21 protein-coding genes are annotated in these 21,028 nt (G+C 64.6%); 16 read left to right on the top strand and 5 right to left on the bottom strand.

Features of this window, described 5'->3' with window-relative positions; all coding sequences use genetic code 11:
• Window positions 1-4: 4 nt before the first annotated feature.
• Window positions 5-1,198, bottom strand: a complete 1,194-nt coding sequence (locus KO539_RS29045) for an MFS transporter (protein ID WP_219313750.1) — start codon at window positions 1,196-1,198, stop codon at window positions 5-7.
• 91 nt (window positions 1,199-1,289) lie between these two features.
• Between KO539_RS29045 and KO539_RS29050 the strand changes: the two genes are divergently transcribed.
• Window positions 1,290-1,742 (top strand): helix-turn-helix domain-containing protein, encoded by a 453-nt coding sequence (locus tag KO539_RS29050; protein WP_219313752.1) that lies wholly within the window; start codon window positions 1,290-1,292, stop codon window positions 1,740-1,742.
• Window positions 1,739-2,947, top strand: coding sequence for a D-amino acid dehydrogenase (locus KO539_RS29055; protein ID WP_219313754.1), 1,209 nt, complete (start codon window positions 1,739-1,741; stop codon window positions 2,945-2,947). The genes KO539_RS29050 and KO539_RS29055 overlap by 4 nt, the downstream gene beginning before the upstream one ends.
• Here the strand turns inward: KO539_RS29055 and KO539_RS29060 are convergent.
• Both KO539_RS29060 and KO539_RS29065 read right to left on the bottom strand, forming a co-directional pair.
• Complete coding sequence (locus KO539_RS29060; RefSeq protein ID WP_099400893.1) at window positions 2,944-4,023, bottom strand: hypothetical protein; 1,080 nt, start codon at window positions 4,021-4,023, stop codon at window positions 2,944-2,946. The two genes, KO539_RS29055 and KO539_RS29060, sit on opposite strands and share 4 nt — an antisense overlap.
• Before the next feature lie 66 nt (window positions 4,024-4,089).
• Window positions 4,090-5,124: a MerR family transcriptional regulator gene (locus KO539_RS29065; protein WP_219313756.1), complete on the bottom strand. Its 1,035-nt coding sequence runs from the start codon at window positions 5,122-5,124 to the stop codon at window positions 4,090-4,092.
• A 340-nt stretch (window positions 5,125-5,464) separates the two neighbouring features.
• Between KO539_RS29065 and KO539_RS29070 the strand changes: the two genes are divergently transcribed.
• From KO539_RS29070 to KO539_RS29130, 13 genes are all read left to right on the top strand, one after another.
• On the top strand, window positions 5,465-6,475 hold the full coding sequence (locus tag KO539_RS29070; protein ID WP_219313807.1) for a zinc-binding alcohol dehydrogenase family protein: 1,011 nt from the start codon (window positions 5,465-5,467) through the stop codon (window positions 6,473-6,475).
• A gap of 1 nt (window position 6,476) precedes the next feature.
• Window positions 6,477-7,613: a mannitol dehydrogenase family protein gene (locus KO539_RS29075; RefSeq protein WP_219313757.1), complete on the top strand. Its 1,137-nt coding sequence runs from the start codon at window positions 6,477-6,479 to the stop codon at window positions 7,611-7,613.
• A gap of 114 nt (window positions 7,614-7,727) precedes the next feature.
• Window positions 7,728-8,645, top strand: coding sequence for a GntR family transcriptional regulator (locus KO539_RS29080; RefSeq protein ID WP_219313759.1), 918 nt, complete (start codon window positions 7,728-7,730; stop codon window positions 8,643-8,645).
• Window positions 8,646-8,670: 25 nt separating this feature from the next.
• Window positions 8,671-9,006 (top strand): UxaA family hydrolase, encoded by a 336-nt coding sequence (locus KO539_RS29085; RefSeq protein ID WP_099400897.1) that lies wholly within the window; start codon window positions 8,671-8,673, stop codon window positions 9,004-9,006.
• On the top strand, window positions 9,003-10,226 hold the full coding sequence (locus KO539_RS29090) for a UxaA family hydrolase (RefSeq protein ID WP_176390509.1): 1,224 nt from the start codon (window positions 9,003-9,005) through the stop codon (window positions 10,224-10,226). Before KO539_RS29085 ends, KO539_RS29090 begins: the two co-directional genes overlap by 4 nt.
• 11 nt (window positions 10,227-10,237) lie before the next feature.
• The gene (locus tag KO539_RS29095; protein WP_219313761.1) at window positions 10,238-11,257 is read left to right on the top strand and encodes an aldo/keto reductase; all 1,020 of its coding nucleotides are present in this window, start codon (window positions 10,238-10,240) and stop codon (window positions 11,255-11,257) included.
• Window positions 11,254-12,084, top strand: coding sequence for an amidohydrolase (locus KO539_RS29100; protein ID WP_219313763.1), 831 nt, complete (start codon window positions 11,254-11,256; stop codon window positions 12,082-12,084). The genes KO539_RS29095 and KO539_RS29100 overlap by 4 nt, the downstream gene beginning before the upstream one ends.
• A 123-nt stretch (window positions 12,085-12,207) precedes the next feature.
• Window positions 12,208-12,537 (top strand): L-rhamnose mutarotase, encoded by a 330-nt coding sequence (locus tag KO539_RS29105; RefSeq protein WP_099400900.1) that lies wholly within the window; start codon window positions 12,208-12,210, stop codon window positions 12,535-12,537.
• Between the two features lie 82 nt (window positions 12,538-12,619).
• Window positions 12,620-13,375 (top strand): SDR family oxidoreductase, encoded by a 756-nt coding sequence (locus KO539_RS29110; protein WP_219313765.1) that lies wholly within the window; start codon window positions 12,620-12,622, stop codon window positions 13,373-13,375.
• A 21-nt stretch (window positions 13,376-13,396) separates the two neighbouring features.
• Window positions 13,397-14,263 carry a fumarylacetoacetate hydrolase family protein gene (locus KO539_RS29115; RefSeq protein ID WP_219313767.1) on the top strand — a complete coding sequence of 289 codons (867 nt, stop codon included), beginning with the start codon at window positions 13,397-13,399 and terminating at the stop codon, window positions 14,261-14,263.
• Between the two features lie 81 nt (window positions 14,264-14,344).
• On the top strand, window positions 14,345-15,856 hold the full coding sequence (locus KO539_RS29120) for a sugar ABC transporter ATP-binding protein (RefSeq protein WP_257626547.1): 1,512 nt from the start codon (window positions 14,345-14,347) through the stop codon (window positions 15,854-15,856).
• A 20-nt stretch (window positions 15,857-15,876) separates the two neighbouring features.
• Entirely contained in the window at window positions 15,877-16,851 is a 975-nt protein-coding gene (locus tag KO539_RS29125; protein ID WP_034759656.1) for an ABC transporter permease, read from the top strand.
• Between the two features lie 54 nt (window positions 16,852-16,905).
• A complete protein-coding gene (locus KO539_RS29130) occupies window positions 16,906-17,859 on the top strand; it encodes an ABC transporter substrate-binding protein (RefSeq protein ID WP_099400904.1) in 954 nt (317 codons plus the stop codon).
• A 15-nt stretch (window positions 17,860-17,874) separates the two neighbouring features.
• On the opposite strand, the gene KO539_RS29135 is transcribed toward KO539_RS29130, so the two are convergent.
• Window positions 17,875-18,774 (bottom strand): LysR substrate-binding domain-containing protein, encoded by a 900-nt coding sequence (locus tag KO539_RS29135; RefSeq protein WP_219313772.1) that lies wholly within the window; start codon window positions 18,772-18,774, stop codon window positions 17,875-17,877.
• 98 nt (window positions 18,775-18,872) lie between these two features.
• On the opposite strand from KO539_RS29135, the gene KO539_RS29140 reads away from it, so the two are divergent.
• Complete coding sequence (locus tag KO539_RS29140; protein ID WP_219313774.1) at window positions 18,873-19,940, top strand: SDR family oxidoreductase; 1,068 nt, start codon at window positions 18,873-18,875, stop codon at window positions 19,938-19,940.
• 120 nt (window positions 19,941-20,060) lie between these two features.
• On the opposite strand, the gene KO539_RS29145 is transcribed toward KO539_RS29140, so the two are convergent.
• Entirely contained in the window at window positions 20,061-21,005 is a 945-nt protein-coding gene (locus tag KO539_RS29145) for an SMP-30/gluconolactonase/LRE family protein (RefSeq protein WP_219313775.1), read from the bottom strand.
• Window positions 21,006-21,028: the final 23 nt, after the last annotated feature.

Genomic DNA, 21,028 nt, shown 5'->3' on the forward strand with positions numbered 1-21,028 from the left:
TTGATCACTCAGCTTTTTCAGCAGGCAAGGTCAGCCGCCAGAACAGCAGGGCGAGCAAGCTGACCGCCGCGCCCAGCGCGCATACCCCATGCCAGCCCGCCAGCGCATACACGCTGGTGGCGGCAATCGCACCGAGTCCGCTTCCCACCGCATAAAACAGCATGTAGCACGCCACCAGGCGGCTGTGTGCGTCGCTGTCATCCTTGAAGATGAGGCTCTGGTTCGTCACGTGGATGGCCTGGCCAGCCAGGTCCAGCGCGATGATGCCGACGATTAAGGGCCACAGGGCCGCGCCCGCAAAGCTGAGCGGCAGCCACGCGGCCAGCAACAGCAGCAGGGCCGCGCCCGTCGTCCACTGCGCGCGGCCCTGGTCCGCCATGGTGCCGGCGCGCGCCGCGCCCAGCGCGCCGATCACGCCGACCAGGCCAAACGCGCCGATGGCCGCATGGCTGTAGCCTTGCGCCGTCAAAGGCAGCACCAGGGCGCTCCAGAAAATATTGAAGACGGCAAACATCAGCAGGGCCAGCATGCCGCGCACGCGCAGCACCTTGTTGTGCAGCAGCATGTCCAGCATCGAGGCGAGCAGGGCGCCGTACGCCAGCCGTTGACTGGATGGCTGCGCCGGCGGCAGCTTGCGCCACAGCAGCAACAGCAAAGCGCAAGCGATGGCCGCCGAAACAAAATACACGGCGCGCCAGTCGGCCAGATCCGCCACCACGCCGGACAGGGTGCGCGCCAGCAGCAAGCCGATCACCACGCCGCCCTGCGCCATGCCGACGACTCTTCCCCGTTCATGGCTGGCCGCCGCGCTGGCCGCATAGGCGATCAAACCCTGCGTCATGGCCGTGCCCAGCAAGCCCACCAGCAGCATGCCGCCTAGCAAGGCGGCCGTGGAACGGGCGCAGCCCAGCGCCACCAGGGTGATGGCCAGCAAGCCCAGCTGGAACAGGGTCAGCCGGCGCCGGTTCAGCATGTCGCCCAAGGGAACCAGCAGCAGCAAGGCCAGCGCGCAGCCGATCTGCGTGGCCGTGATGACCATGCCGCTGGCCGCCTCCGTCATGCCGAATTCGTGCGCCAGGGTGGCGAGCAAGGGCTGGGCGTAATACACATTGGCCACGCTGAGGCCGGCGGCCGTGGCAAACAGCCAGACGAGGGTGGGGGGAAGTGCTGTCGTGATGGGAGTCGTTGTATCGCGCATGGGAGGTAAATTAAGTGGTTTCAAATTAAAACCAGTTGGAGTCTACGCCGAGAAGTTTTAAAATGCAACCACTCAATCCTGGAGCATGACGATGGCCAAGCGCAAGAGCCTGAAAACCGACCCCTGTCCCGTGGCGCGCGCGCTCGACGTGATCGGCGAGCGCTGGTCGCTCTTGATCGTGCGCGACGCCTTCGACGGCATGCGCAGGTTCGGCGAATTCCAGAAAAGCCTGGGCGTGGCGAAGAACATCCTGGCCGACCGCCTGCACACCCTGGTGGAAGAGGGCATTTTTACGGTCGCGCCCGCCTCGGACGGCACGGCCTACCAGGAATACGTGCTGACGCAAAAGGGGCTGGCGCTGTTTCCCGTCGTCGTCGGCTTGCGCCAGTGGAGCGAGGCGCAATTGTTCGAAGCGGGCGAGGCGCATTCGACCTTGCTGCAGCGTGGCTCAGGCTTGCCCGTGCGCAGGATGGACGTGCTGGCGCTGGACGGCCGCGTGTTGCAGGCGGGCGACACGGTCGTGCACAAGGTGTCGCCGCAATGAGGCGGGTGGCTGTCATCGGCGGAGGGATTACGGGCGTGACGACGGCGTATGCGTTGGCCAAGCGGGGCGTGGACGTGACCCTGATCGAGCGCCACCGCTACGCCGCCATGGAAACGTCATATGCGAACGGCGGGCAATTGTCGGCCTCGCACGCGGAAGTGTGGAACCACAAGGCAACGATTTTGAACGCCCTGAAATGGATGGCGCGCCGCGATGCGCCGCTGCTGCTGCATCCCTGGCCCAGCTGGCACAAGCTGAGCTGGTTTGCGGAGTTTCTTGCCGCCATGCCCGCCTACGAGCGCAACACCATCGCCACGGCCCGCATGGCGATCGCCGCGCGCGAACATTTGTTTGCGTGGGCGCAAGCGGAAAACATAGCTTTCGATCACCGCCGCGCCGGCATCCTGCACGTCTACCGCGACAAGGCAGGCTTCGAGCGGGCGGCCGGCGTGTCGCGCCTGCTGGCGCAAGGCGGCTTGCAGCGGCGCGCCGTCACGGCGCAGGAAATGCGCGCCATCGAGCCGGCGCTGCAGGGCGACTTTTACGGCGGCTACTACACGGACAGCGACTCCACGGGCGACATCCACAAATTCACCAGCGGCCTTGCCGACGCCTGCGTGCGCCTGGGCGTGGCCTGCCGCTATAGCGAGGAAGTCACGGCGCTGGCGCGCGAGCACGGCAGGGTGCGCGTCAGCATAGGCGAGGACAGCACCGTGTTTGACGCCGTCGTCGTCTGCGCGGGCACGGCCAGCCGCGCCATGGCGGCCATGCTGGGCGACCATGTCAACGTGTATCCCGTGAAAGGCTATTCGATTACCGTGCAGCTCGACGATGCCGCCAGCCGCGCGGCCGCACCGTCCGTCAGCCTGCTCGACGATGCGACCAAGCTGGTCAGCAGCCGCCTGGGCGACAACCGGTTAAGAGTGGCGGGTACGGCCGAATTCAATGGCGTCAATTACGATATCCGCGCCGACCGCATCCGCCCGCTATTGGGATGGGTGGAGCAGTGCTTTCCTGGCGTGAATACGCGCAAGGTCGTGCCCTGGGCCGGCTTGCGTCCCATGCTGCCCGCCATGCTGCCGAAGGTGGGACCGGGCAAGGCGCCTGGCGTGTACTACAACACGGGCCACGGCCACCTGGGCTGGACCCTGGCGGCCGCCACGGCGGAGATGGTGGCAGAGGCGGTGGACAAGGCGGGTGGCTAGTTCTTCGGCAGCAAATCGCTGAGCGCGGCACGGCCCTTGACGGTGAGGAAGGGGCCGACCTTGCTGTAGGGCAGTAAAAAGTCGTTTTCGCAGCCGCTGCCGTTCGGGTCTTGCCAGAACGATACGCCTTCCGGCTTCAATGACAGGTGGAAGCGGCCGCGGCCGTCGTAATCCGTGCCCTTGCATTCGGCGTCGATTTTCACGCCCTTGAAGAGGGACTGGCGCAGGCGGTCCGGCAGCTCGGCCTTGTCGTCGCCATCGCTGGCGCTGGCGCCAAACCAGTTCCACACATCCGTTTCCTGGCCCGTTTTCACATCCCAGGTGCGGAACTTGATGGAGATGCCGCTGGCGCCATAGCCGGCTGCCCAGCGGTAGAACTTCACCGTCACCCAGCGCGGCGACCAGTAGGTGGGATCCGCATACACTTCGTCTTCCGTCGTGAAACCGTTGCGGCCCAGGTATTCGCGGCGCGTGGCATAGAAATCTTCCAGGTCCTTCTTGTTCTTCGCCAGCACGGCGCGCAGCTGCGCATTGATTTTCGCCACGCCGTCGCCGGGCGCCATCAGCTCCACCGTGATGGTGTCGCCCACTTGCAGGTTGCGGTATTGCTTGCCTTCGAAGGTAACGGGCTTGCTGACCTTGGTGGCGGGAAAGTCTTCCAGCGCCAGATTGTAGGCGTCGCTGGCACACGACGGGTGTTCGCGGTCGCCCGCCGCTTCCAGCAGGGTCAAGGCCACGGGCAGGCTCTTGCCGCTTTTCGGGGCCGTCCACGTGCCGGTGAGTTTGCCGCCTTGCGGCGTGCCCAGGCTCCACGTGCCCGTCGTATTGCCCTTGGCGTCGAGTTCCTGCCACAGGATTTTACCGTTGGGCCGGGACAGCATGATCGGCGTCTTGTAGCGCGTGTAGTAATAATTGCCGCTGCGGTCAGAGCCTTGCGTGGTGCTGGGCTGGTTGAAGCAAGCCACGATATTGGCCTTGCCGACGGTGCCCTGCCATACCCCTTGCACGGGCGCATCGCCAGCCATGGCGAGGTTCAGGGCGGGCAGGGTCAGGCAAGCAAACAGAAAGCGGCGCATCGGTTAATCCTCTCGTGGGCGAAGGCCGATTCTACATGGCCGCGCCCACGAGATGCCACACGTCAACTATGCGTGTGGTCGCTCCTGCGCCACGACGGCCATCGCCGCACCCAGGTATTGCAGCATGGCCGCGTCGACGAAGCTGCCTTCCATCAAACGCGGTTCCTGCTGGTGCGCCTGGCGGAACTTCAGCTGCGTGGCCGGGTCCGTGCCCGCGTAGGAGCGGAACAGTTCCAGCCACTGCCTTGCCAGCTGCAGCACGGCCGCATCGGTGGGCGGCGTGCGCGCATCGATGGCGGCGCGCACGGCGGCGATCAGAGCTGGCCACTCGCCCGAACGCTTGCCGTAGTTGGCCACCAGGTGCGCGTATTCCCGCTCATCGAGGAAAGGCCGGTACAGCGCCATGCGCGAGGCATTGAAGGCGGCGAGGATGAACTGCATCAGGTCCGCGTCGATGCTGGTCGTCGCCTGCATCGATGGCTCCTGCGCATGCATGTCGTTCAGGCGCGCGAACAGGCCCGGATGGGCGCCCGTGTCGCGCACCAGCTTGACCATCCATTCCGTGGCCAGCGCTTGCGCTGGCGCATCGCCTGGGCCCGCGCCCGCGTCTTTGACGGCGCGCACTTTCGTTACCAGTGCTTTCCATTCCTGTTCCACGGCCGCATCGGACAGCAGCGGCAGCTGTTGCAGTTCTTCGGGGCTAAAGTATTTGTCGTACATGGTCATCAACTCCATAGTGGTGAGCCACTCGGCCAGTTCCGGCGCCTGCCCCTGCGTCAGCTGCGTTTGCAGGCTGCACAGGCGTTCGCGCAAGGTGGACGCCTGCGCGATCTGGCGTTCCAGCATGGCGATTTGCCGCGCCACGATGGAGGAGAGCGGCAGATCCGGCCCGGCGAGGGCGTTGGCGATATCGGCCAGCGACAACCCGAACTTGCGCAGCGCCATGATCCGGTGCAGCCGGTCCATGTCGCCGTGCTGGTACAGGCGGTAGCCAGCTTGCGTGCGCGCCGAAGGCGAGAGCAGGCCGATGCTGTCGTAGTGGTGCAGGGTGCGGATGGTCAGGCCCGTGAGCCTGGCCAGTTCACCGATTTTCAACAGCATCGTCTTCTCCTTGTCTTCCGTGCGTACCAACCACGATGGCGCCTGACGTAACGTCAGGGTCAAGCAGGAATGTAGCAGAGGAGCCGAAAAAACCATAAAAAGAATCCGTTGACCTTCATTTTTTTGTACGGTATATTTATAAAACCGAACGACGACTGCAGCAGAATCAGCGCGTTCGAGCCACATGGAATGACGAAAAAATCGTTGTGCGGCGCAGCAAAGTGCGCCATTGGCAGGGCTGGAAAGACAATCCGCACAGACGGATTTTTTTCACAGTTGGTTTGTACGTTAAATATAATATGCAACCGGCAAGATCCGGGCGGCGAGAGAGACGACCATGATGAAAAGTATCGTTTGCGATACGCCCGGCAGTTTGCGCATGGAGCAGCGCCCCGTGCCCGTGCCCGGCGAGGGTGAAGTGCTGCTGCGCATACGCCGCGTCGGCATCTGCGGCACCGACATGCATATCTTCCGCGGCACCCAGCCTTTTCTCAGCTATCCGCGCGTGATGGGCCATGAATTGTCCGGCCATATCGACAGTGCGCCAGCCGACTCGCGCCTGGCCGTGGGCGACCAGGTCTATGTGATGCCTTATCTGTCGTGCGGTACTTGCGTGGCCTGCCGCCAGGGCAAGACCAACTGCTGCACCCGCATCGAAGTGCTGGGCGTGCACCGCGACGGCGGCATGACGGAATACCTGGCGCTGCCCGAGCGCTTCGTCTTCAAGACGGAAGGCATCTCGCTCGACGACGCGGCCATGATTGAATTTCTCGCCATCGGCGCGCACGCCGTCAAGCGCGGCGCGGTCGATGCCGGCAAGCGCGTGCTGGTGGTGGGCGCCGGTCCGATCGGCATGGCCGTGATGTTGTTCGCGTCCTTGAAAGGCGCCGACGTGACGGTGCTCGACGGCCGCGCCGACCGTTTGCAATTCTGCCGCGACGCGCTCGGTATTACCCGCACGGTGCAACTGGGCGACGGCGACAAGGAGCAGCTGTCTGACGCCACCGGCGGCGAATTCTTCGACGTGGTGTTTGACGCCACCGGCAATATCGCCGCCATGGAGCGGGGCCTCGATTTCGTCGCCCACGGCGGGGCCTATGTGCTGGTCTCCATCGTGCGCGACCGCCTGTCCTTTTCCGACCCTGAATTCCACAAGCGCGAAACGACCTTGCTGGGTAGCCGCAACGCCACCGTCGACGATTTCGAGGAAGTGGTGGCGGCCATGAAGGCGGGGAAAGTGCCCACCGCGCTGCTCAATACCCACCGCACCACGCTCGACGAATTTACGGGCGTGCTCGATCGCTGGATGCAGCCCGAAGCGGGTGTCATCAAGGCCATCGTCGAGGTCTGAGATGAGCAATCTCAATCCCATACTGCAATTTGGCACCAGCCGCTTCCTGCAGGCGCACGCCGACCTGTTCGTCAGCGAAGCGGCCAAGGCAGGCGAGGCGCTGGGCCATATCACCATCGTGCAAACGACCGGCAGCGCGCAGGGTGCGGCGCGGGTGGCGGCGTTTCGCCAGGCCGGCGGCTACCCGGTGCGCATCCGCGGCTGGCAGGACGGCGCGCAAGTCGACGAGGAACGCCGCGCCGACGCCGTCACGCAAGCGTGGCAAGCCGGCAGCGACTGGCGGCAAGTGCGCGATGCGGCCGTGGCCGCGCGCGTGATCGTCTCGAATACGGGCGACACGGGCTACCAGCTGGCTGATTCCGACCACGCCGGCATGCTCGATGGCGCAACCGTTCCCGCCAGCTTTCCCGCCAAGCTGCTGGTGCTGCTGCACGACCGCTTCCTGGCCGGCGCCGCGCCCATCTCGATTTTTCCGTGCGAACTGGTGGCCGACAACGGTCATGTACTGCGCCAGGTGATCGTGACCCTGGCGCGGCAGTGGCGCTGCGATGCCGCGTTCATCGTCTACCTGCAAACGGGCTGCCTGTGGATCAATTCCCTCGTCGACCGCATCGTTTCCGAACCGATCGAACCGATAGGCGCGGTGGCCGAACCCTATGCGCTGTGGGCCATCGAGGCGCAGGAAGGCATGCTGCTGCCGTGCCGCCACCCGCAACTGGTGGTGACGGGCAGCCTGCGCGAGTATGAGCAGCGCAAGCTGTTCCTGCTCAACCTCGGTCACACGTATCTGGCGCAGCTGTGGATGGAACGGGGCAGCCCGGCTGGCATGACGGTGCGCGAGGCGATGGACGATGGCGCCATGCGCGCCGCGCTGGAAGCCCTGTGGCACGAGGAAGTGCTGCCCGTGTTTGCCGCCATGGGCGCGCGGCATGGTGACGCCGCGCTGGCCTATGTGGCGCAGGTCAGGGAACGCTTCAGCAATCCCTTCCTCGCGCACCGCCTGGCCGACATCGCGCAGCACCATGCCGGCAAAATCGCGCGCCGCATGGCGCCCGTGGCGGCGCTGGCGCGGCAGCTGTGTCCCGCCCTGGCGCAGCCGCGCCTGAGCGCCATGCTGGCGCCGGGAGCGCAGCCATGAACGCCCCGCTCAGCGCAGTTGTTTCTTTTCTGGCATGCCGATCCAATCCGATATCGACTAAAATGGCCCACTCATCCACTTTCCCTTTCGCTGGCATAGCGCGTTCATTCATCCATGTCCAAACCCGCCACCGTCTTCAAGCGCAGTACCAATCTGCTGTTGCAATTTCTCGCCGAGAATGTCGCAGTGGGCGAGATGCTGCCGACGGAGCAGTTCCTGACCACCATCTGCCAGGGCAGCCGCACGGCCATCCGCAGCGCGATCGCGTATCTGTCGACGCGGCGGCTGATCGCCAGCCCGGCGGACCGGCGCTTGCTGCGCAAACCCATACCGGGCGACTACTTCGATATCTCCGAATTGCAGTCGGGAGCGGAGCGCATCCAGCAAGTGCTGATGGAACGCGTGTACCAGCGCGACATGCCGCCCGGCGCGGAATTTTCGGAAGCGGAGCTGGCGCGCGAGGCGGGCGCCAGTACCGTCAGCGTGCGCGAATTTTTGATCGGCTTTTCGCGCTTCGGCCTGATCGAAAAGAAACCGCGCGGCGGCTGGCGCCTGTGCGCGTTCGACCGCTCCTTCGCCACCGAACTGGCGGACATGCGGCGCATGTTCGAGATGGCGGCCGTGGAGCATTTTGCGCACCTGCCGCATGGCGATCCGGCGTATGCGGAACTGGCGCGGCTGATCAAACAGCACGAGAAGCTGGCGGCCAGGATAGACACGCGCCACAACGCGTTTCCGGCGCTGGACCGCGAGTTCCACACCTTCTTGATCGGCCTCTTGAACAATCGCTTCGCGCAGGGCTTCTACGATATCGTCTCGTTCGTGTTTCACTATCACTACCAGTGGGACAAGGGCGAGGAAAAGGGCCGCAACAAATACGCGGTGCAGGAACACCTGGCGATCCTGCGCGCGCTGGCGGAGCACGACGTGCCGAAGGCGCTCGATGCCATGCGCTCGCACCTCGATTCCTCGCGCAGCACCATGCTGTCCTCGATCGGCACGCGGGAAAAACTGAGCCAGCCGGCCGCCTAGCCGTCTTTGCCGGGGAGGGTGCGCCATGAGCCTCGCTTCCCAGCCTGCCAGCCTGCTCTTGATGTCGCCCGAGGATAACTGCCTGATCGCCAGGACAGCCCTGGCCTGCGGCGACGTCGTCGCCATTGACGGCGTGCCCGTCACCCTGGCGCAAAACATCCAGATTGGCCACAAGGTGGCGCGCCGCGCGCTGGCCATGGGCGACAAGGTGCTGCGCTACGGCGCCCTGATCGGCAGCATCACGGCCCCCGTCGCCATCGGCGAGCATATCCACACGCACAACCTGGCAAGCGATTACATCCCCACGTTTACCCTGGGCCAGGACGGCCACCACTTCCTGGACAAGGACGACCAAGCATGAACGCTCCCGTGACGACACCCGCCCTGTCGGGCTACCTGCGCGCCGATGGCCGCAAGGGCATCCGCAATATCGTGGTCGTGGCCTATATGGTCGAATGCGCGCATCACGTGGCGCGCCTGATGGTCAACGCCTTCCCCGGCCAGCCCGTGCACCTGATCGGCTTTACGGGCTGCTTCCCCAACGAATACGCGGATCAGGTGATGCGCCGTCTGCTGACGCACCCGAACGTGGGCGCCGTGCTGCTGGTCTCCCTGGGCTGCGAAGGGTTCAACAAATATGGCCTCTCCAGCGCCGTGGCCGACAGCGACCGCCCCGTCCACACGATCACGATCCAGGAAAACAGCGGCACGCGCCCCAGCGTGAGCAGCGGTGTCGAGTGGATCGGCTGGGCGCTGGAACACCTGGCGCGGCAGGAGCGCGTGCCGATGGGGATCGATGAACTGGTCGTCGCTACCATCTGCGGCGGCTCCGACAGCACCAGCGGCATCAGCGCCAACCCGGCCGTCGGCGTCGCGTTCGACACCCTGATCGCGGCCGGCAGCCCCTGCATCTTCGAAGAGACGGGCGAACTGGTGGGCTGCGAATACCACATGCAGCGGCGCGCCGTGAGTCCGGACCTGGGCAACGCCATCGTCGAAACCGTGGCCAAGGCGGCCCGCTACTACACCATCATGGGCCATGGCAGCTTCTCGCCGGGGAACGCCGATGGCGGCCTCACCACGCAGGAAGAAAAGTCGCTGGGCGCCTATGCCAAGAGCGGTTCCTCGCCCATCGTCGGAATTTTGAAACCGGGCGACCAGCCGGCCGGCGGCGGCCTGTACCTGCTTGACGTGGTGCCGGACGGCGAGCCGCGCTTTGGTTTTCCGAACGTGTCGGACAACGCGGAAATCGTCGAACTCATTTCCTGCGGCGCCCATATCACCTTGTTTACGACCGGACGCGGCTCCGTCGTCGGCTCGGCGATCTCGCCCGTCATCAAGGTGTGCGCCAATCCGCAAACCTTCGAGCGCCTGGCCGACGACATGGATATCAACGCGGGCAAGATCCTCACGGGCGAAGCCACCCTGGAAGAAGTGGGCGCGGAGATCGTCGCCGCCGTGCTGAACGTGGCCAACGGAGAACTGAGCCGCTCGGAAGACCTGGGCCACCAGGAATTCGTGCTGACCTATAAACAATTCGACGCGGTGGGGCCAGGCTGCTTCCCCTTGCGCGCCGCTTGAGGACCGCATTCATGGATGTCACACAATTGCATACCTTGCCGCGCGGAGGCCTGTCGCTGCCCTGCATCGGCATGGGCTGCGCCCCGATAGGCGGCTTGTACCAGCCCGTCAGCGACGCGCAGGCGCGCGCCACGCTCGATGGCGCCTGGGACGCGGGCGTGCGTTTCTTCGACACGGCGCCGTTCTATGGGTATACCCAGTCCGAACGCCGTCTCGGTGCGGCGCTGCGCGAACGGCCCCGCCATGAATTTGTGATCAGCACCAAGGTGGGACGGCTGATGCGGCCCGACGCCTCGGTGCGCCCCGGCGATGACGGCTTTGCCGCGCCGCTGCCGTTCCGTCCCCATTACGACTACACGTATGACGGCGTGCTGCGTTCGCACGACGACAGCCTGCAGCGCTTGGGGCTCGAGCGCATCGATATCCTGTTCGTGCACGATATCGGCAAGGCCACGCATGGCGAACTCGATCAGCAATACTGGCGCCAGCTGACGGCCGGTGGCGGTTTTCGCGCCCTCGATGAATTGCGCGCCAGCGGCCAGGTGAAAGCCGTGGGCCTCGGTGTCAATGAGTGCGAGATCGTGCTGCGCGCGATGGCGGAATTCGACCTCGATTGCACCCTGCTGGCCGGCCGCTACACCTTGCTGGAACAGGCCTCGCTGTCGCCATTGCTGGACGCCTGCGTGGAACGCGGCAACGCCATCGTGATCGGCGGCCCGTTCAACTCGGGCGTGCTGGCCGGGAACGGCAAGTTCAATTACGCCGATGCGCCGGCCGCCATACTCAAGCGGGTGGCGCGCCTGGACGCCGTCTGCCGTGAATTCGGCGTGCCGCTGCAGGCTGCGGCACTGCAGTTCCCGCTCGCTCATCCGGCCGTCGCTTCCTGCATCCCGGGCGGACAGGACCTGGCGCAGCTGCGGCAAAACCTGGACTGGTTCGCCACGCCGCTGCCCGACGCCCTGTGGCTGGCGCTGCGGGACGCGGACTTGCTCGATGCGCGCGCGCCGCTGCCTGCGGGAGTGGCCGCATGATGCGCATCGACGCCCACCAGCACTTCTGGCAGCTGGCCGCGCGCGCCGGCAGCTGGCCGCCGCCAACCTTGGCCGCCATCCACCGCGATTTTGCTCCCGCCGACATGGCGCCGCTGCTGGCTGCGCACGGCATCGCCGGCACGGTGCTGGTGCAGTCGCTGCCGTCCGAAGACGATACCTATTGGCTGCTGGCGCTGGCGGAACAGAACAGCTTTATTCGGGCCGTCGTGGGCTGGACCGATTTGCTGGCGCCTGACGCAGCGGCGGCGATTGCATGCCTGGCGTCGCAGCCGAAGCTCAAAGGCTTGCGGCCCATGCTGCAGGATATCGATGACAACCAGTGGATCGCCAATCCCGCGCTGGCGCCGGCCTTGGCTGCCATGGTCGAACACGGCTTGCGTCTGGACGCGCTGGTGCTGCCGCGCCACCTGCCCGCGCTGCTGCAATGTGCCCGCGACTATCCGCGGCTGGCCATCGTGATCGACCATGCGGCCAAGCCGCCGATCGCCGACGCCGCCTTCGGTGCGTGGCGCGAAGACATGGCGCAGCTGGCCGCGCTGCCGAACGTGCATTGCAAGCTGTCCGGGCTGGTGACGGAAGCGCGGCCCGGCTGGCACGTGGACGACCTGCGCCCCTATGCCGTACATGTGCTGAACGTGTTCGGCCCCCGGCGCGTGATCTGGGGCAGCGACTGGCCCGTGGTGGACCTGGCCGGCGGCTATGCGGCGTGGCTGGCCGCCAGCGAGGCACTGCTGGCGCATCTGGGGCAAGAGGACAAGGACGATATTTTCGGACGCAATGCGTGCCGGTTTTATGGTTTTGAATGAACGCTGGTGGTGCGCTTGTTGGCTTACGTCGGCCAAGGCCGTCTAAGCCAACCTACGAATTACCGCGATGCCAACTGTAGGTTGGCTTAGCCGCTACGGCGTAAGCCAACAAAAGGAGTCGCAATGCAAAGAATGGGCATGGTCATCGGCATTGCGCCGGAACGTATCGCCGAATACAAGACCCTGCACGCCGCCGTCTGGCCGCAGGTGCTGGCAAGGCTGGCGGCCGCGCATGTCAGCAATTATTCGATCTTCCTGCGCCAGCCGGAAAACCTGCTGTTCGGTTACTGGGAATACCACGGCGAGGATTTTGAGGCCGACATGGCGGCCATCGCCGCCGACCCGGAAACGCAGCGCTGGTGGACCTTTTGCGCCCCGTGCCAGGAGCCGCTGGCCTCGCGTGCCGAGGGCGAGCACTGGGCGATGATGGAGCAGGTTTTTCATATGACGTAGACCCCAAAAAAGGCCGGGGTCGGACCCTGAGGGTCCGACCCCAGAATTGCCAGGTGTTGGGTTAAAAATAAAAGGAGACAACATGACCGCCAGACTACAAGGCAAAATCGCGCTGCTCACCGCCGCCGGCCAGGGCATCGGCCGCGCCACGGCTGAAGCGTTCGTGCGCGAAGGCGCCACCGTGATCGCCACCGATATCAACCAGGCCCAGCTCGACGCCTTGAAGGAAGCGACGGGCTGCGCCATCCGCCGGCTCGACGTGACCGATGGCGCGGCCATCACCGCGCTGCCCGACGAGATCGGCCCCGTCGATATCCTGTTCAACTGCGCCGGCTTCGTCGACGGCGGCACCATCCTCGACTGCGACGATGCGGCGTGGGACCGTTCCTTCGACATCAACGCGCGCTCCATGTACCGGCTGATGCGCGCCGTGCTGCCCGGCATGCTGGCACGGGGCGCCGGCTCCATCGTCAATATGTCGTCGGTGGCGTCGAGCGTGAAGGGCGCGCCGAACCGTTTTATCTACGGCACCTCGAAGGCGGCCGTGGTGGGCATGACGAAATCGGTGGCGGCGGACTTCGTCACGCGCGGCATCCGCTGCAATGCGATCTGCCCCGGCACCATCGAGTCGCCGTCGCTGAAGGAACGCATTGCCGCCCAGGCGGCAGCGACGGGCGTGAGCATCGATGAAGTGCAGGCGGCGTTTGTCGCCCGCCAGCCGATGGGCAGAGTGGGCAGGGCAGAGGAAATCGCCGCGCTGGCCGTCTACCTGGCTTCCGATGAATCCGCTTTTACCACCGGCATGGTCCATGTGATCGACGGTGGCTGGTCAAACTAATTACAACGACGAGAGACACACATGAAACTGATGCGTTATGGCGCCAAGGGCGCTGAAAAACCTGCACTGATCGATGCCAACGGCGCCGTGCGCGACCTGTCCGGCGTGCTACCTGACATTACCGGCGCAACCCTGGGCAAGGATGGCCTGGCAACCCTGGCCGCCCTCGATATCGCCAGCCTGCCGGTGGTGGCGAATCCTGGCCGCATCGCGCCGCCGTGGAAGGGCGTGGGCAAGTTTTTGTGCGTGGGCCTGAACTATGCCGATCATGCGGCCGAATCAGGCATGGCCGTGCCGGCTGAACCGGTGCTGTTCATGAAAGCCACCAGCGCCATCATCGGCGCCAACGATGCCGTGGTGATGCCGCAGGACTCGAAGAAAAGCGACTGGGAAGTGGAGCTGGGCGTGGTGATCGGCACCACCGCGCGCTATGTGAGCGAAGCCGATGCGCTGTCGCACGTGGCCGGTTATTGCGTGGTGAACGATTTGTCCGAACGTGAATACCAACTGGAGCGCGGCGGCCAGTGGGACAAGGGCAAGGGCTGCGATTCCTTCGGTCCGATCGGTCCCTGGCTGGTCACAAGCGATGAAGTGGCGGACCCGCAAAACCTGGGCCTGTGGCTGGAAGTGAACGGCAAGCGCGTCCAGGACGGCAATACCAGAACCATGGTCTTCGGCGTGGCCAACCTGGTCAGCTACATCAGCCGCTTCATGACCTTGTACCCTGGCGACATCATCAGCACCGGCACGCCGCCGGGCGTGGGCATGGGGCAGAAGCCGTCGGCCGTGTACCTGAAGCCGGGCGACACCATGCGCCTGGGGATCAGCGGCCTCGGTGAACAGAGCCAGACCGTGCATGCCTGGAATCCGCAACTGATCGACGGTTAAACCAGTAGCAGACCGGCGTGCCGCCAAGATGCTCAGACATCGGCGCGCCGGCCTATGGCAGTGGAGTGGAGGAGACACACCATGAATCAATCCGAAGAGATACTGGCGCTGAACAAGGTCAGCAAGCGCTTTCCCGGCGTGCTGGCGTTAGATAACGTCAGTTTCAGCCTGCGCAAGGGCGAGGCCCATGCGCTGTGCGGCGAAAACGGCGCTGGCAAGTCCACCCTGATGAAGGTGATGAGCGGCGTGTACCAGGCCGACGAGGGAGAACTGGTCTACAAGGGCAAGGTGTGCACTTTTTCCTGCAGCGTGGATGCGGAGGCGGCCGGCATCGCCATCATCCACCAGGAACTGAACCTGATCCCGCACCTGAGCGTGGCGGAGAATATTTTTCTGGCGCGCGAACCGGTGCGCGGCATTTTCATCGACCGCAAGAAAATGCGTGCCGATGCGCAGGCGCTACTGGACCGGTTGAAGCTGCGCATCGACCCGCGCCAGCTGGTGAAAAACCTGTCCTGTGCGCAGCAGCAGATGGTGGAAATCGCCAAGGCGCTGTCGCTCAATACGGAAGTGCTGATCATGGACGAGCCCACGTCCTCGCTGACGGAAAGCGAGACGGGCCAGCTGTTCGACATCATCAATGAACTCAAGCGCAATGGCGTGAGCGTGGTCTACATCTCGCACCGGCTCGAAGAGATGCAGCACATCATCGACAGGGTGACGGTGCTGCGCGACGGGAAATTCGTCTGCACCGACGATTTTGCCAGCACGAGCCTGGACACCATCGTGGCCAAGATGGTGGGCCGCACCCTCGATGAAAAATTTCCCGACCGCGTCTCGACGCCGACGGATGACGTGCTGCTGCGCGTGACCGATTTGCACCGCAAGGATGTCTTCGGCCCGCTGAGCTTTGATTTGCGGCGCGGCGAGATCCTCGGCTTTTCCGGCCTGATGGGGGCGGGGCGCACGGAAGTGGCGCGCGCCATCTTTGGCGCCGATCCGCTCACCAGCGGCGCGATCCACCTGGGCGACGTGGCGGTGACCATCGACAGTCCCATCGACGCCATCGGCCACAGCATCGCCTACCTGTCGGAAGACCGCAAGAGCCACGGCCTGGCGATCCGCATGTCGGTGGCCGCCAACCTGACCCTGACGAATGTGTCGGGGCTGGCGAACCGTTTCGGCTTCATCGATTTCGCCAGGGAAGAGGCGGTGGCGCAACAGTACATCGCGGCGCTGGGCATCAAGACGCCGACCTCGAAGCAGATCGCGCGCAACCTCTCGGGCGGCAACCAGCAAAAGATCGTCATCAGCAAATGGCTGTACCGCGAATCGAAAATCATCTTCTTCGACGAACCCACGCGCGGCATCGACGTGGGCGCCAAGTTCGCCATCTACCAGCTGCTCGACAAGCTGGCGTCGGAAGGCATCGGCGTGGTGCTGATCACGTCCGAGCTGCCCGAGATCATGGGCATGACGGACCGTGTGGCCGTGTTCCATGAAGGGCGTATCAGCGGCATCGTCAACACGCGCGAGTCGTCGCAGGAAGAGATCATGCAGCTCGCATCGGGCCGCCAGGCAGCAATGCATTAACATCAGAAAGCCACAAGAAAATGAACAAAGAACTGATCCAAAAATTCGCCGCGCTGGGCAGCCTGTCGCTGTTGCTGCTCGTGTTTTCCCTGACCAGCAACGCTTTTTTCTCCGTCAGCAACGGCATGAGCGTGGCCTTGCAAGTAACGTCGATCGCCTACCTGGGCATCGCCGCCACCTGCGTCATCATCACGGGCGGCATCGACTTGAGTTCCGGCTCCGTGCTGGCGCTGGCCGGCGTGGCCGCCGCGCTGCTGGTGAAAAGCGGCGTGCCCGTGCCGGTGGCCATGCTGGGCGGCGTCGTGGTGGGCGCCATGTGCGGCGCCGTCAACGGTTTCTGCATCACGCAACTGAAGCTGCCTCCGTTCATCGCCACCCTGGGCATGATGCTGATCGCGCGCGGCCTGGCGCTGCAGGTGACGGGTGCGCGCGCCATTTCCGGCCTGGGCGAGTCGTTCGGCGAACTCGGTAACGGCGTGCTGTGGCGCATCGAGCGCGACACGGGCGGCACCTTTCCCGAAGTCGTCTTTCCCGGCATTCCGTATCCGGTGGTGCTGATGGTGGTGATCGCCGTGGCCGTGTCCATCATGCTCAGCCGCACCACCTTTGGCCGGCATATCTATGCCGTCGGCTCGAATGCGGAAGCGGCGCGCCTGTCGGGCGTGAAGGTGGGCCGCGTGACCCTGCTCGTGTACACCTTGTCCGGCGCCTTGTCGGGCCTGACGGGCTGCGTGCTGATGTCGCGCCTGGTGACGGCGCAGCCGAACGAGGGCGTGATGTACGAACTCGATGCGATCGCCAGCGCCGTGATCGGCGGCGCCTCGCTGATCGGCGGCATCGGCACCATTTCCGGCACCGTCATTGGTTCCTTCGTCATCGGCATCCTGCGCAATGGCTTGAACATGAACGGGGTATCGAGCTTTATCCAGCAAATCATTATCGGACTGGTCATCTTGCTGACCGTCTGGATCGATCAGAAGCGCAATCGCGCCTGAAGCAGTAGCTGAAAGTAGTCACACCCATAAATCTATAATTAAATGAGGACGACAATGAACACCATCAAAGCCATGTCACTCGGTCTGTTGACCGCAGCATTTGCCCTGAGCTCCAGCGCCGCCTTCGCCGCCCCGGGCGAGATCGCCGTGATCGTCAAGACAACCAATTCCAACTACTGGCAAAACGTGAAAAAGGGCGCCACGGCCAGCGCGGCAGACGCCAAGGGCTACAGCCTGACCTTCCAGGGACCGGCTTCGGAATCGGCGATTGCCGACCAGGTCAGCATGGTGGAAAACGCCGTCACGCGCAAAGTGGCCGGCATCGTGCTGGCCGCGTCGGACCCGGACGCGCTGGTGCCGGCCCTGAAGAAGGCATGGGAAGCGAAGATTCCCGTCGTGCTGATCGATTCGCTGGTGGCCGACAGCGGCAAGCGCTATTACCAGTCCTTCCTGTCGACCGACAATGAAGCGGCCGGCGAGCAAAGCGCCAAGGCACTTATTTCGCAGGTCGGCAAGACGGGCAAGATCGCCGTGATGTCGTATGTGGCGGGCGCCGGATCCGAGACGGGCAGGGTGGGCGGCTTCAAGCGCTATATCGAAAAGAACTCGCAGCTGCAGATCGTCGGCACGTATTACTCGCAGTCGCAGATGGCCACGGCGCTGAACCAGACGACCGACGTGCTGGCTTCGAATCCGGACTTGAAGGGCATCTTCGGTGCCAATGAGCCGACGGCCGTGGGCATGGGCCGCGCCATCGCGCAGGCGGGCAAGGCCGGCAAGGTGATCGCCGTGGGATTTGACGGCAATGAAGACCTGAAAAACTTCGTCAAGGACGGCACCCTGTATGCGACCGCCGTGCAGGGTTCGTACTCGATGGGCGCGCTGGGCGTGAAAACCCTCGTCAGCCTGATCGAAGGCAAGAAGGTCGCACCGTTCGTCAACACGGGCGTTGTGATCGTCACCAAGGCCAATGTCGAACTGCCTGAAGCGAAGAACGTTTTGTATTGAGTTTCATATTGCGTATCAGCTGATCGTCAGGCGCTGCTTCAATTCCTTGAGCAGCGTGCCGGTCTTGGCGGTGAGCTGGCGCGCCAGCGGCCATGCCAGTGAAAGCGGCAAGCCTGGCGTGGCGCAGGCCGGCAGTACTTCGACGATGGCGCCGCTGGCCAGGTGCTCCTGCACCAGCCAGGTCGCCTGCTGCGCGATGCCCAGACCCGCCAGCACGGCGGCCGTCTGCGCCTCGGCATCCCCCACCGTCAGGCGCGGATCGATCGCGCGCCGTTCCACCCCGTCCTCGCCGGCAAACAGCCATGGCGCCGCCGTGCCGTCGCCGCGGCCATAGGCGATGCAGTCGTGGCCATCGAGATCCGCGATGGCCACCGGCGTGCCGCGCCGCGCCAGGTAGGCGGGCGCCGCGCAAAAGATCAGGCGCTCTTCGCCCAAGGGCATCTGTCCCAGCCCCGGCGGCCAGCTGCCCGGCGCGCCGATGCGCACGGCGATATCGATGCGCTCTTCGAACAGGTCGGCAAAGCGGTCGCTGAAGCTGATCGACGGCTGCAGCTGCGGATACTTTTCGCACAGTTCAATCAGCGCCGGCATCACGCGCATGCGGCCATACGACGCGGGCACGCCGATGCGCACCTTGCCTGCCAGTTCGCCATCCTGCTCGGCCAGCACGTTTTCCGCATCGACCAGTTCCTGCAGCACGCGCTTGCAGGTGGCGTAGTAGGCCTGCCCCGCGCTGCTCAATTGCAAGCGCCGCGTGCTGCGCTCGAACAGGATCACGCCCAGGCGCGCTTCCAGGCGCGCCACGCTCTTGCTCACGGCCGAGCTGCTCAGGTGCAGCCGTGCGGCCGCTTTGGTGAAACTGCCGGCGTCGGCGGTGGCAAGAAAAGGCGCGATGCCTTTCAAGTGTTCTGACATGATTGCAGAATATTTTTCATGAATAAGATGAAATACTATCGCGGATAAGAATTTCTGTCCGCTATATCATGGTTTCTTACACAGCCATGGGAGTATGCATGAACAAGCACGCATTGATTATCGGCGCCAGCGGCGTTATCGGCAGCAATCTGGCCACGCACTTGCTGGCGCAGGGCTGGCAGGTGACGGGCGTCTCGCGCGGCCGCACGCCAGTGCCCGCCGGCTGCGCATGCTTGCCGCTCGATGCGACGGATGGCGCGGCGGTCAGCGCCGCCTTGGCGGGCATTGATGCCAGCCACGTCTTCTTCACGGCCTGGGCGCGCCAGGCAAACGAGCAGGAAAACATCCGCGTCAATGGCGCCATGGTCGCCAATGTGCTGGCCGCCCTGGGGCCCACCGGCCACTTGCGCCATGCGGCCCTGGTGACTGGCCTCAAGCATTACCTGGGACCGTTCGATGCGTATGGCAAGGGAGCCGTGCCCGTCACGCCGTTCCGCGAAGAGCAGGGCCGCCAGGACGTGGAGAACTTTTACTATGCGCAGGAAGACAAGTTGTTTGACGCGGCCGCGCGGTACGGCTTTACGTGGAGCGTGCACCGCCCGCACACCATCATCGGCTACGCGCTGGGCAATGCCATGAACATGGGCCTGACCCTGGCCGTGTACGCCAGCCTGTGCAAGGCCGGCGGCCAGCCTTTTGTGTTTCCCGGTTCAAGCGCGCAATGGCATGGCCTGTCCGACATGACGGACGCGGGCCAGATCGCGCGCCACCTGGCGTGGGCGGCCGGCAGCCCTTGCGCACGCAACGAGGACTTCAATATCGTCAATGGCGACGTGTTCCGCTGGAAGTGGCTGTGGCCGCGCCTGGCCGCCTACTTCGGTGTCGAGGCGGCGGACTTGCCCGAGGCGATGGCGCCGCTGGCCGACCGCATGCAGGACGCGCCTGCGCAGTGGCGCGCCATCGCGCAGCAGCACGGCCTGGTGGAGGCGGATGTCAGCCGTCTCGCTTCCTGGTGGCATACGGATGCCGACCTGGGGCGGCCGATGGAAGTGATGACGGACATGGGCAAGAGCCGCAAGGCGGGTTTTCTCGATTACCAGGATACGCTGGATGCGTTCTTCAATCTGTTCGAGAAATTGAAGGCGGAGCGCGTCATTCCGCGCTGACCTGGTCGCGACCAAGCACGTTGTCGGCTTACGCCGTTCCGGCTAAGCCGACCTACCGGGCCATCGTGGCAGTGCGTAGGTCGGCTTAGCGCGCAAGCGCGTAAGCCGACATCCCCACTGCTATTCGGGTTTGCGCCGCTCTTGCGCCCGCAGCCATTCCAGCCCCGGCCTATCGACCCGAAATTGCAGCAGCCGCCCTTGCACCACTTCCGTCACGTAGGCCGTGCGGCCATCGGGGCCGCCGAAGGTGATGTTGCTGGGCTTGGCCCCGGGCACACTGATCTCGCGCAGGATGCGCCCTTGCGGCGACAATTTCACCACCGTGCCCTTGCCGTAGCGCGTCACGTACAGATTGCCGTCGATATCCACGCGCATGCCGTCCATGCCGAAATCGTCGAACTTGATCAGTAATCGCTTGCCGCTCAGGCTGCCATCGGCGGCGATGTCGTACATCCAGATATTGCGCTGCACGCTTTCATTCACATACAAGATCTTGCCGTCGGGACTGACCTCGATGCCGTTGGCCGTGCCCATGGTGTCGAGCGCCAGGGTCACCGTGCCGTCTTGCGCGATGCGCCACACGCGGCCCGTGTTTTCCTTCCAGTTCGGATCGCTCGCATACAGCACGTCGTCGGCCGTGATGGCGATGTCGTTCGGCTGCGTCATGCGCGGCTCGCGCGCGTGGATGGTCAGCGCGCGCGTGGCCGGGTCGACCAGGTAAATCGTGTGCTCCATGTAGTCGGCCAAATACATCTGGCCGCGGCTGCCGAAGCGGATGCCGTTGGCGATGCTGGTGCCGGGCAGGGTCAGGTACACCTCACCAGCGCCGCCGGGGCTGACCTTGCCGATGGTCTGCTGGCGCGCAAAGTTGACGGCATAGATATTGCCATCCGCATCCACGGCCGGGCCTTCGATGCCCTTGGTAAAGGAATGCGCGGGCGTGAAAGTGGTGGCGAGGAACAGTGCTTCGTGCGCGGGCTGGCTGGCGCAGGCGGACAGGCTGGCCAGCGCTGCGGCCAGCACGGCGGCGCGCAGCGACGGCAGGACGGTTCGAAAATCGGGCATCAAGGTTCTCTATATGGCAAGGG

It is taken from the genome of Janthinobacterium sp. NKUCC06_STL (assembly GCF_019345455.1).
Lineage (GTDB): Bacteria > Pseudomonadota > Gammaproteobacteria > Burkholderiales > Burkholderiaceae_D > Janthinobacterium > Janthinobacterium rivuli.

Excerpts from the sequence above, each read along its gene's own strand:
- KO539_RS29095 (WP_219313761.1), top strand. The coding sequence starts at position 10,238 with ATGGATGTCACACAATTGCATACCTTGCCGCGCGGAGGCCTGTCGCTG.
- KO539_RS29055 (WP_219313754.1), top strand. The coding sequence starts at position 1,739 with ATGAGGCGGGTGGCTGTCATCGGCGGAGGGATTACGGGCGTGACGACG.
- KO539_RS29080 (WP_219313759.1), top strand. The coding sequence starts at position 7,728 with ATGTCCAAACCCGCCACCGTCTTCAAGCGCAGTACCAATCTGCTGTTG.
- KO539_RS29115 (WP_219313767.1), top strand. The coding sequence starts at position 13,397 with ATGAAACTGATGCGTTATGGCGCCAAGGGCGCTGAAAAACCTGCACTG.
- KO539_RS29105 (WP_099400900.1), top strand. The coding sequence starts at position 12,208 with ATGCAAAGAATGGGCATGGTCATCGGCATTGCGCCGGAACGTATCGCC.
- KO539_RS29050 (WP_219313752.1), top strand. The coding sequence starts at position 1,290 with ATGGCCAAGCGCAAGAGCCTGAAAACCGACCCCTGTCCCGTGGCGCGC.
- KO539_RS29065 (WP_219313756.1), bottom strand. The coding sequence starts at position 5,124 with ATGCTGTTGAAAATCGGTGAACTGGCCAGGCTCACGGGCCTGACCATC.
- KO539_RS29085 (WP_099400897.1), top strand. The coding sequence starts at position 8,671 with ATGAGCCTCGCTTCCCAGCCTGCCAGCCTGCTCTTGATGTCGCCCGAG.
- KO539_RS29145 (WP_219313775.1), bottom strand. The coding sequence starts at position 21,005 with ATGCCCGATTTTCGAACCGTCCTGCCGTCGCTGCGCGCCGCCGTGCTG.
- KO539_RS29120 (WP_257626547.1), top strand. The coding sequence starts at position 14,345 with ATGAATCAATCCGAAGAGATACTGGCGCTGAACAAGGTCAGCAAGCGC.
- KO539_RS29060 (WP_099400893.1), bottom strand. The coding sequence starts at position 4,023 with ATGCGCCGCTTTCTGTTTGCTTGCCTGACCCTGCCCGCCCTGAACCTC.
- KO539_RS29130 (WP_099400904.1), top strand. The coding sequence starts at position 16,906 with ATGAACACCATCAAAGCCATGTCACTCGGTCTGTTGACCGCAGCATTT.
- KO539_RS29090 (WP_176390509.1), top strand. The coding sequence starts at position 9,003 with ATGAACGCTCCCGTGACGACACCCGCCCTGTCGGGCTACCTGCGCGCC.
- KO539_RS29070 (WP_219313807.1), top strand. The coding sequence starts at position 5,465 with ATGAAAAGTATCGTTTGCGATACGCCCGGCAGTTTGCGCATGGAGCAG.
- KO539_RS29125 (WP_034759656.1), top strand. The coding sequence starts at position 15,877 with ATGAACAAAGAACTGATCCAAAAATTCGCCGCGCTGGGCAGCCTGTCG.
- KO539_RS29100 (WP_219313763.1), top strand. The coding sequence starts at position 11,254 with ATGATGCGCATCGACGCCCACCAGCACTTCTGGCAGCTGGCCGCGCGC.
- KO539_RS29140 (WP_219313774.1), top strand. The coding sequence starts at position 18,873 with ATGAACAAGCACGCATTGATTATCGGCGCCAGCGGCGTTATCGGCAGC.
- KO539_RS29110 (WP_219313765.1), top strand. The coding sequence starts at position 12,620 with ATGACCGCCAGACTACAAGGCAAAATCGCGCTGCTCACCGCCGCCGGC.
- KO539_RS29075 (WP_219313757.1), top strand. The coding sequence starts at position 6,477 with ATGAGCAATCTCAATCCCATACTGCAATTTGGCACCAGCCGCTTCCTG.
- KO539_RS29045 (WP_219313750.1), bottom strand. The coding sequence starts at position 1,198 with ATGCGCGATACAACGACTCCCATCACGACAGCACTTCCCCCCACCCTC.
- KO539_RS29135 (WP_219313772.1), bottom strand. The coding sequence starts at position 18,774 with ATGTCAGAACACTTGAAAGGCATCGCGCCTTTTCTTGCCACCGCCGAC.